Source organism: Mycobacterium sp., from assembly GCF_039583785.1.
In the GTDB taxonomy this organism is placed as follows: Bacteria; Actinomycetota; Actinomycetes; order Mycobacteriales; family Mycobacteriaceae; genus Mycobacterium.
Window position 1 is genome coordinate 1 of sequence record NZ_JAVKSG010000008.1, and the last position, 8,650, is coordinate 8,650.

Genomic DNA, 8,650 nt, shown 5'->3' on the forward strand with positions numbered 1-8,650 from the left:
GCACCGCCTCCCGCCGACCCGCTGGCCGGGCCGCCGCCTGACGCCCCCGCACCACCACCGCCCGGGGCGCCCGCGCTTTTGCCCGGCGACCCGGCCGCAGCGCCGCCGGCTGTTCCGGCCGCCGCACCGGCCGGTCCGGTCGGTCCGGCCGTCGGGCAGAACCCCGAGCCGTTCACCGGCCTGCCGCCGTTCGTGCCGCCGACCTTCAACCCCGTCAACGGCTCGACCGTCGGCATTGCCGAGCCGATCATCATCAATTTTGCTCGCCCGATCGCAGATCAGCGGATGGCCGAGCAAGCGATCCATGTGTCGTCGACTCCGCCGGTGTCCGGCAAGTTCTACTGGCTGACACCCAGCCAGGTGCGCTGGCGTCCGCTCAGCTTCTGGCCCGCCCATACCGCGGTGCACGTCGACGCGGCCGGCACCCAGGACGACTTTTTCATCGGCGAAGCGCTGATGGCCACCGCCGACGACGCCACGCACCAGTTGGTCATCACGCGCAACGGCGCGGTGGAGCAGACGTTCCCGATGTCGATGGGCATGGCCGCCGGCGGTCACCAGACGCCGAACGGCACCTACTACGTGCTCGACAAGAAGGCCAAAGTCGTGATGGATTCGTCCACCTACGGCGTGCCGGTCAACTCGGCGTACGGCTACAAGGTCAACGTCGAGGACGCCGTGCAGTTCGACAACAGCGGCGACTACGTGCACAGCGCCCCGTGGTCGGTCGCCGACCAGGGCAAGCGCGACGTCAGCCACGGCTGCATCAACATCAGCCCGACAAACGCGAAGTGGTTCTTCGCCAACTTCGGTACCGGTGACCCCATCGTCGTGAAGAACTCCATCGGGACCTACAGCAAGAACGACGGCTCCAACGACTGGCAGCTGTAAGGGGTTTAGCGGCGAGCAGACGCAGAATCGCATTGCGGGGCCGCGCCGCATGCGATTCTGCGTCTGCTCGTGCCAAGGGCGCTAGTTCCAGATCCTGACCCGACGTTGCGGGTCGAGGTACAGCTCGTCGGCCGCGGTGACCTCGAAAGCGTCGTAGAAGACGTCGATGTTGCGGATCACACCGTTGCAGCGGAACTCCGGCGGCGAGTGCGGATCGATGGCCAGCCGCCGAATCGCCTCGGCGTCGCGGGATTTGGTGCGCCACACCTGGGCCCAGCCGAAGAACACCCGTTGCACGCCGGTCAGCCCGTCGATCACCGGCGCTTTCGCGCCCTGCAGTGACAGCTGGTAGGCCAGCAGTGCGATCGACAGCCCGCCCAGATCGCCGATGTTCTCCCCGACAGTGAACGCGCCGTTGACGTGCTGGCCGTCCCGCAGTGCGCGAGGCGTGTAGGCGTCGTATTGCTCGATCAAAGCCTTTGTCCGCAGGCCGAATTCGGTGCGGTCGTCGTCGGTCCACCAGTCGACCAGGTTGCCGTCGCCGTCGTACTTGGCGCCCTGGTCGTCGAAGCCGTGACCGATCTCGTGGCCGATCACCGCGCCGATACCGCCGTAGTTCGCCGCGTCGTCGGCCTCGGCGTCGAAGAACGGCGGCTGCAAAATGGCTGCCGGAAAGACGATTTCGTTCATCCCCGGGTTGTAGTACGCGTTGACGGTCTGCGGCGTCATGAACCACTCGTCGCGGTCGACCGGCCCGCCGAGCTTGGCCAGGTCGCGGTCGTACTCCAGCGCATAGCCGCGCTGGTAGTTGCCGTACAGGTCGTCGCGGGCGATCACCAGCGCGGAGTAGTCGCGCCACTTCGCCGGGTAGCCGATTTTCGGGGTGAACCTGTCCAGCTTCTCCAGCGCCCGCTTCCGGGTCTGCGGCGTCATCCACTCCAGGTCGGTGATGCTGACGCGGTAGGCCTCGCGCAGATTGGCCACCAGCTCGTCCATCCGGGCCTTGGCGTCCGGCGGGAAGTGCTGCTCGACGTAGAGCCGACCGACGGCGTCGCCCATCAGGCCCTCGACCAGCGCGACGCCACGCTTCCAGCGCATCCGCAGCTGCTCGGTGCCCGACAGCGTGCGGCCGTAGAACGCGAAGTTCTCGTCGACCAAGTCGTCGGTCAACAGCGAAGCGCGGCTGCTGATCACCCGCCAGCGCAGCCAGCGCCGCCAGTCCTCGATGTCCTCGCTCTGCCACAGCGACGCGAAAGCGATCAACGCGTCAGGTTGGCGGACGACCACCTCGCCGGCCTGCTCACCGGTTACGCCCAATCCGTGCAGCCACACAGCACAGTCGAAACCGCTTGCCTCCGAACGCAATTCGTCGAAGGTCCGCAGATTGTAGGTCAGGTTGGCATCGCGGCGCCTCACCACGTCCCAGTGTGCGGCGGCGATCTTGGTCTCCAGCGCGACGATCTGCGCGGCGGTCGCATCCCAGTCGCCCTCGTGCTCGCCGTAGACCAGCGCGAACATCCGCGCGATGTGCTTCGGGTATTCGGCGAGGATCGCCGCGTGCTGCGGGTCGCGGTAGTACGACTCGTCGGGCAGCCCGAGCCCCGACTGGCTCAGGTGCAGCAGGTAGCGGGTGGAGTTCTTCGAGTCGGTGTCGACGTAGACCGCGGTGCCACCGCCGATGCCGGTGCGCTGCAGCTCGCCGAGTTCGGCGGCCAGCTCGGTCGGCGTCAGGGCGGCGTCGACGCCGGCGAGCTCGTCGAGCAGCGGGCGGACGCCGAGGCCGGCGACGGTGTCGGTGTCCATGAAGCTCGCGTACAGGTCGCCGATGCGCTGGGGGTCGGTGCCCTCGGCGCCCTTTGACGCGGCCGCCTCGGTGATGATGTCGCGTACCTGCTCCTCGGCGCGGTCGGCCAGCAACCGGAACGCCCCGTCGGTGGCCCGGTCGGCGGGAATGGCGTAGTCCGCCAACCAGCGACCGTTGACATGACCGAACAGGTCGTCTTGGGGGCGGGCAGCGTCGTCGACATGGCTCAGGTCAATGCCCGAGCGGATAGCTTCTACCGTCACGCCACCATTGTTGCTTAACGTCCAGGTGGCGGTACCAGGTACCTTTACCGCCATGCCCGACGAGGAGCAGACCGCGCCAACCGACGACGGCGCTGCGAAGGACACGCCGGACGACGCCGACGGCCCGACGTTCTCGCCCTACGGCGTCGCCTCGGCTGTGCTGGGCGCGCTGTGCGTCGCGGCGCTCGCGCTCGGCGTGGTGATCTGGACCGGCCACCGCAACGACGTCGACGAGCGCGTCTATCAGACCCGCGCCATGCAGGCCGCGGCCGACTGGACCGGCGTGCTGATCAACATGAACACCGAGAACATCAAGGAGAGCCTGCAGCGCCTGCACGACGGCACCGTCGGCGAACTCAACGCCGACTTCGACTCCTCGATCCAGCCGTATCAGCAAGTGGTCGAGCGGCTTCAGTCACGCAGCCGCGGCGAGATCGAGGCCGTCGCCATCGAAGCGGTGCACCACGACCTGGACGGCCAACCCGGCGGGCCCAAGCCGCCCGACCAGTTGCCGGCGTCTGTCGCGCGCCGCACCGACTCCGTCATGGTGGTGGCCACATCGGTCGCCGAGCACGCCGGTGGCAAACCGCAGACCGTGCACTGGAATCTGCGGCTCGGCGTTTCCGACGTGGACGGCAAACTGATGATCTCGCGGCTGGCGTCCATCCGATGAGAAACGCTTGGCGGGTGCTGGCTTTCGACATCGCGGCGCCGCTGGCCGCGATCGCAGCGCTGCTCGCGATCGGGTACGTGCTGACCTGGCCGGCGTGGTGGGTGTCGCTGTGCTCGGTGCTGATCCTGCTCATCGTCGAGGGTGTCGCGGTGAATGTCTATCTGCTGCGCCGCGATTCGGTGACGGTGGGGACCGACGACGACGCACCCGGCCTGCGCCTGGCGGTGGTCGCGCTGACCACGGCGACGGTGGTCGCCGCGGTGCTGACCGGCTACCGGCACTGGGCGACGCCGGACCACAATCTGAAAGTCGACTCCGCCGAGGTGGTCCGCATCGCCGTCGACGTGGCCCAGGCGACCGCGACGTTTACGCCGTCCGAGCCGATGGCTGCCGTCGACAAGGCGGTAGCCATGATGGTGCCCGAACAGGGCGACACGTTCAAAGAGCAATTCGGCAAGGCCACAACGGATTTGGCGCGCCGCAAGATCACCGCCACCGCGGCGACACTGGAGGCGGGCCTCGAGGCGATCGGCCCCAACGCAGCCGCCGTGGCGGTCGTCATGCGCGCCACCCAGAACGAGCCGGGCCAGCCGCCGGACAACGCCATCCTTGCGCTGCGGGTGACGCTGACCAAGCAGAGCGGCCACTGGCTGGTGGTCGGCGTGTCGCCGCTCAACCCGCGCTGATCGTCACAATCCACCAGTCCGCAACCTCATCCACACTGTCCTCGACGGCTAGAGTCCCACCCGCCGTCGCGTCGCGAAGCTGCCGCAGCGTGCTCAGTAGCCGCGCGGCGGCCGTTGCCCAGGGCGCGGGGCCGGCTGCGGAGGTGACTCGTGCGAGCGGGCTTTCGCGAAGCGGTCCGACAGGCGGCGCATCCGGATCATCAACGACGCCGACGGGCTGGTGGTCGCTTCGAGGAAGGAGGCGAGTTCGTCGACGGGCACGCCGATGCGGGACGCGAACTCCGGCAGCTTGAGGCCCGATCGTTCGATCAGCACCCGCACGTGGCGGGCCACCTCGCCGCGTTCGTTGGCCTCCAGGTGGGCGCGGGCGCGGTCGAGGACCTCGGTGAGGGCCCTGGAGATTCCGTACGGGTGCGAACTCTCCAGCACCTCTTCGACCTGGCGGGCGGTGCGGCCGTAGGGGTCACGCTTGATAGCGACCGCGATCTGCTTCCAGGTGGCGATGTCGCCACCTTCCAGCGCCTCGCGAATCGCCGACGTCGGCCAGAATTCGACGGGCCGGTCACCGGTGCGGGGGCGTGCCGGGGATCGGTGCGGCGCCTCACCATGGCGTCGGTCCGCTGCCAACGTCACCTCGCCTCCTCCAGCATCGCCACAGCCACCGCCAGGCAGCGTCGCCTGACACTTTCCCAGTCTGCCTTCGTATCGGACTCGGGCCAACCGTCGTTATCAACATCGGCCGGATGGGGGTCAGCGAGGCGACGGACCAACTGGCTGGCGACCCACTGCCGACGCGGTGATTGACCAGAGTAATACCTGTCCATACCGGCCAGCACGACCGCGGCATTCTCGGCGTCCATGGTGTCAACCAGCTCAGCAAAGTCGGCGTAGTCGCGGCTGCTGTTGCGGCTCATGATCAGGTAGCCCTTGAGTCGTAGCGTCTCGGCGCCGGTAGGGATTTGCAGGCGGTCACCGGTCGGCAGCTGCACATGGGTGGTCTCCACCGGGCTGCGGCGCTCGATCCGCGGCTGGGGGTCCCCGTCGTCTGCGGCCTGGACTCCCAGCGCATCCAGAGCGACCGCGAGCCGCCCGCGCCACAGCGTGACGGGGTGGACGGGCTTGATCGCGCGGGGCGCTGCCCGGCCCGCGCTGCCGCGGTGCGACAGGTTGCCGACGAACTTCCGGGCCGTCGACTGATGGCTGGTGCCGTTGTTGCCGTTCGGCGTCCCGATCATGGCCAACTGGCGGGTCGCGGAGCTGGCCACGTAGGTGCTGTCCTTCAGCTTCACCGGTTCGCTGCTGCGTCCGCACCCGATGAAGGCCAGCGGGTCGGCGACGGTGATCGCGTCGGGCACCATGTTCTTCAGCCGGGCCGCCGATTTCAGCACGATCCGCAGGTCGGCGCTGGGCACCGCCGGAGCCGAGATGTTGTCGGGGATCATCAGAATATCGCCGAGATCGACTGCGGGCAAAGGCTTTTCGAAGTCGACGGACGGCAGGATGCGTTCCAGCCAGGCCGGTAGCCACCAGTTCCACTCGGCGAACACCGCCATCAGCGCGGGCACCATCACCAGTCGCACCACGGTGGCGTCCACCGCGATCGCCACCGCACAGGCCACCCCGATCTCGGCCACCAGCGGCATGCCGGCGAACGCGAAGCCGATGAACACCGCGATCATGATCAGCGCGGCGCTGGTGATGGTCCGGGCGCTGGTGCTCACGCCGTAGGCCACCGCGTCGTGGGTGTTGCCGGTCTGTAGGAATCGTTCCCGGATGCGGGTCAGCAGGAAGATCTCGTAGTCCATCGACAGACCGAACGTCATCGCCAGCACCAACGGCGGAACCGTGCTGTCGATCGAGGTGATCGGCGCGAACCCGAGCTCTTGCAGCCAGCCCCACTGGAAGACCACCACCAGGCTGCCGTAGGCCGCGGCCACCGACAGCATCGTCATCACCACGCCCTTGAGCGCCAGGAACACCGACTGGATCGACAGCAGCAGCATCACGAACGCTATCGCCGCGACGAAGACCAGCACCAGCCACTGGGTCTTGGAGACCTCGTCGTCGAAGTCTTTGATCAACGCGGTCGGCCCGCCGACGCTGATCTGCGCCGAACCGGTCGCGGCCTGCGGGAGATGGATGCGCAGCCAGGAGATGGTGTTGCGGGCGCCGAGATCCTCCGGATCCACCGCCAGCATCGCCGACAGCATGGCGCTGCTGTTGTTGTCGGCGAACACCGGTTGCGCCACCGAGATGATGTTGGGCGCGTTCCCGATCTGGTCGCGGATCGCGGTCAGGGTCTGGGTGTGAGTGGCCGATGACGCGTCTTCGTCGGGAAAGGACACCAGCACCTGCACCGGGCCCAGCGCGCCGGGACCCAGCGCTTCCGAGGCCGCCGACACCCCGGCACGGATCTCGTGTGACGAGTTGAATTGGCGAAGCAGGCTGTTGCCCAACACCATCGACATCGCCGGCACCGCCATCGCCAGCAGCACCGCCGACGCCGCCGCCGCCGACACCCACGGCCGGTGCATCACTCCGCCGATCCAGTGCGTCCAGAACCGCGACTGGGTGGTCTCAGGCCGACGCGACCAGTGCAGCGCCGCCGAGCGTTTGGCGGCCGACCGGCCGAACGTCGTCAGCACCGCCGGCGTCATGGTCGTCGACGTCAGCATCGCCACCGCCACCGCGAGAATCGCGCCGGTGGCCATCGACGTCAGCGCCGGGGTGTCGATCAGGTAGATGCCGGTCAGGGAGGCCACGACGGTCATCCCGGACAGCGTGACGGCCAGGCCCGACGTCGCCATCGCCGCGTCGATCGCCTCCTGAGGCTGGCGTCCGGCGCGCAACTCCTCGCGGAAGCGCATCAGGATGAACAGCGAATAGTCGACGGCCAGCGCGATACCGAACATCGACACCGTCGACGTCACGAAGACCGACATCACCGTGTACGCCGACAACAGGTAGACCAGGCCCATGGTGATGATCACGGTGACGATGCCCAGCGCCAGCGGGATGGCGGCAGCGGCCAGCGAACCGAACACCGCCAGCAAGACGATCAGGATGATCGGAAGGTTCCACTGCTCGGCCTTGGCGATGTCGTGCTTGGTATTGGCCGCTGCGGCGGTGCTGAGCGCACCCTGCCCGATCACATAGAGCCGGACGCGGCCGTTCTGCATCTGGCCGGGCCGTTCGCCCTGGACGCCGACCTTGACCCGCAGCTTCTTGGCGGCGTCGCTGGCGCTGTTGTTGGTGTTGCCGTCCAGCCGCAACGAAACCACGTACGGCCGGTCAGGCTGCGGCGACGACTGCGCCGGGTTGGGCACCACCACCACATCGGGCTGCTGCTTGGCCACCTGCTGCAGGAAGCCGGCGGCGGCGTTCATGTCCTGGTAGCTGGCGTCCGCGCGCGGCGCCGCGACCAACGCCAACGGTGACGTGCCCTGGTCGGGGTAGTGCGCCTGCAGCGCGTCGTGCACCCGCAGCGACTGGGATCCGGGCACCTCGAAACCACCACCGGTGAGGTGACCCGACTGGGTCAGCACCAGGTAGAGAGCGGGTATCAGCGCGAGTAACCAGCCTGCGAAAACCAGCCAGCGAAACCTGCGCAGGCCGCCGCTCAAGCGCATCATGAAGTGCTGGATTTCTTCTCTCCCCGCATTCGTTGTCACGCGCCGAGGCATTGCGTGCCCGCGAGCCTACCGCAGCCGGGTATCCGCCGAGGTGGCTTCCGGCTCGCTGAGCTGCAACGACTCGGCAACGGTGGCGATCCCCGTACAGGTGTTCCACAGGTGTGACGAGATCCCCGCCCGCGGAGTTGGCCGCGGCGGCGGAGTCGATGGCAGGATGGCCCGTGCCGGCCTCGCGCCGCGAGCTGTCTGCGGGGCGAAGGTTGCCCGCGAGCCACGAGGAGCTACCAATGAGGTCCCTGACTGGGAGCACCGCGACGCTGCGCCGTCGACTGATCGGCGTGCTGACCGCAACCGGATTGGGCGGCGCCGCGGCGGCGGTCCTGCTGTCGGCACCCTCGGCGGTCGGGGCGTCCGACCCGTGCGCGGCCAGCGAGATGGCGCGGACCATCAGCAACGTGGCCCGGTCCGCGGGCGACTACCTCGACGGGCACCCGGAGACCAACCAGGCGATGACGATCGCCCTGCTGCAGCCGGCCGGCCCGCAGGCGGCCGACTCGCTGCGGACCTATCTCGCTGCGAATCCCAAGGCTGCCAGCGATCTTCAGACCATTGCGCTGCCGCTGGCGGGCCTGGCGAGCAGATGTCAGACGCCACCGATCAGTCTTCCGCAGGTGCTCGGGTTCCCACAGTTCGCGCTGAGC

Annotated in this window: 7 protein-coding genes; 4 read left to right on the forward strand and 3 right to left on the reverse strand. The window is 68.2% G+C overall.

Features of this window, described 5'->3' with window-relative positions; translation table 11 throughout:
• The coding region (locus ABDV69_RS05130; protein ID WP_343572258.1) for a L,D-transpeptidase at positions 1-891 on the forward strand (891 nt) is incomplete at its 5' end.
• Positions 892-972: 81 nt separating this feature from the next.
• On the opposite strand, the gene ABDV69_RS05135 is transcribed toward ABDV69_RS05130, so the two are convergent.
• A complete protein-coding gene (locus ABDV69_RS05135) occupies positions 973-2,958 on the reverse strand; it encodes a M13 family metallopeptidase (protein WP_343572260.1) in 1,986 nt (661 codons plus the stop codon).
• Between the two features lie 52 nt (positions 2,959-3,010).
• On the opposite strand from ABDV69_RS05135, the gene ABDV69_RS05140 reads away from it, so the two are divergent.
• Positions 3,011-3,631: a hypothetical protein gene (locus ABDV69_RS05140; protein ID WP_343572261.1), complete on the forward strand. Its 621-nt coding sequence runs from the start codon at positions 3,011-3,013 to the stop codon at positions 3,629-3,631.
• A complete protein-coding gene (locus tag ABDV69_RS05145; protein ID WP_343572263.1) occupies positions 3,628-4,317 on the forward strand; it encodes a hypothetical protein in 690 nt (229 codons plus the stop codon). The genes ABDV69_RS05140 and ABDV69_RS05145 overlap by 4 nt, the downstream gene beginning before the upstream one ends.
• Before the next feature lie 93 nt (positions 4,318-4,410).
• Here ABDV69_RS05145 and ABDV69_RS05150 read toward each other — a convergent pair whose 3' ends face one another.
• Both ABDV69_RS05150 and ABDV69_RS05155 read right to left on the reverse strand, forming a co-directional pair.
• Complete coding sequence (locus tag ABDV69_RS05150; RefSeq protein ID WP_343572265.1) at positions 4,411-4,950, reverse strand: XRE family transcriptional regulator; 540 nt, start codon at positions 4,948-4,950, stop codon at positions 4,411-4,413.
• Positions 4,947-7,949 carry an MMPL family transporter gene (locus ABDV69_RS05155; protein WP_343572266.1) on the reverse strand — a complete coding sequence of 1,001 codons (3,003 nt, stop codon included), beginning with the start codon at positions 7,947-7,949 and terminating at the stop codon, positions 4,947-4,949. The genes ABDV69_RS05150 and ABDV69_RS05155 overlap by 4 nt, the downstream gene beginning before the upstream one ends.
• Before the next feature lie 287 nt (positions 7,950-8,236).
• On the opposite strand from ABDV69_RS05155, the gene ABDV69_RS05160 reads away from it, so the two are divergent.
• Positions 8,237-8,650: hemophore (locus ABDV69_RS05160; RefSeq protein ID WP_343572268.1), on the forward strand; the 414-nt coding region annotated here is incomplete at its 3' end.

Coding starts and splice junctions, on each gene's coding strand:
- ABDV69_RS05140 (WP_343572261.1), top strand. CDS start 3,011: ATGCCCGACGAGGAGCAGACCGCGCCAACCGACGACGGCGCTGCGAAG.
- ABDV69_RS05145 (WP_343572263.1), top strand. CDS start 3,628: ATGAGAAACGCTTGGCGGGTGCTGGCTTTCGACATCGCGGCGCCGCTG.
- ABDV69_RS05155 (WP_343572266.1), bottom strand. CDS start 7,949: ATGATGCGCTTGAGCGGCGGCCTGCGCAGGTTTCGCTGGCTGGTTTTC.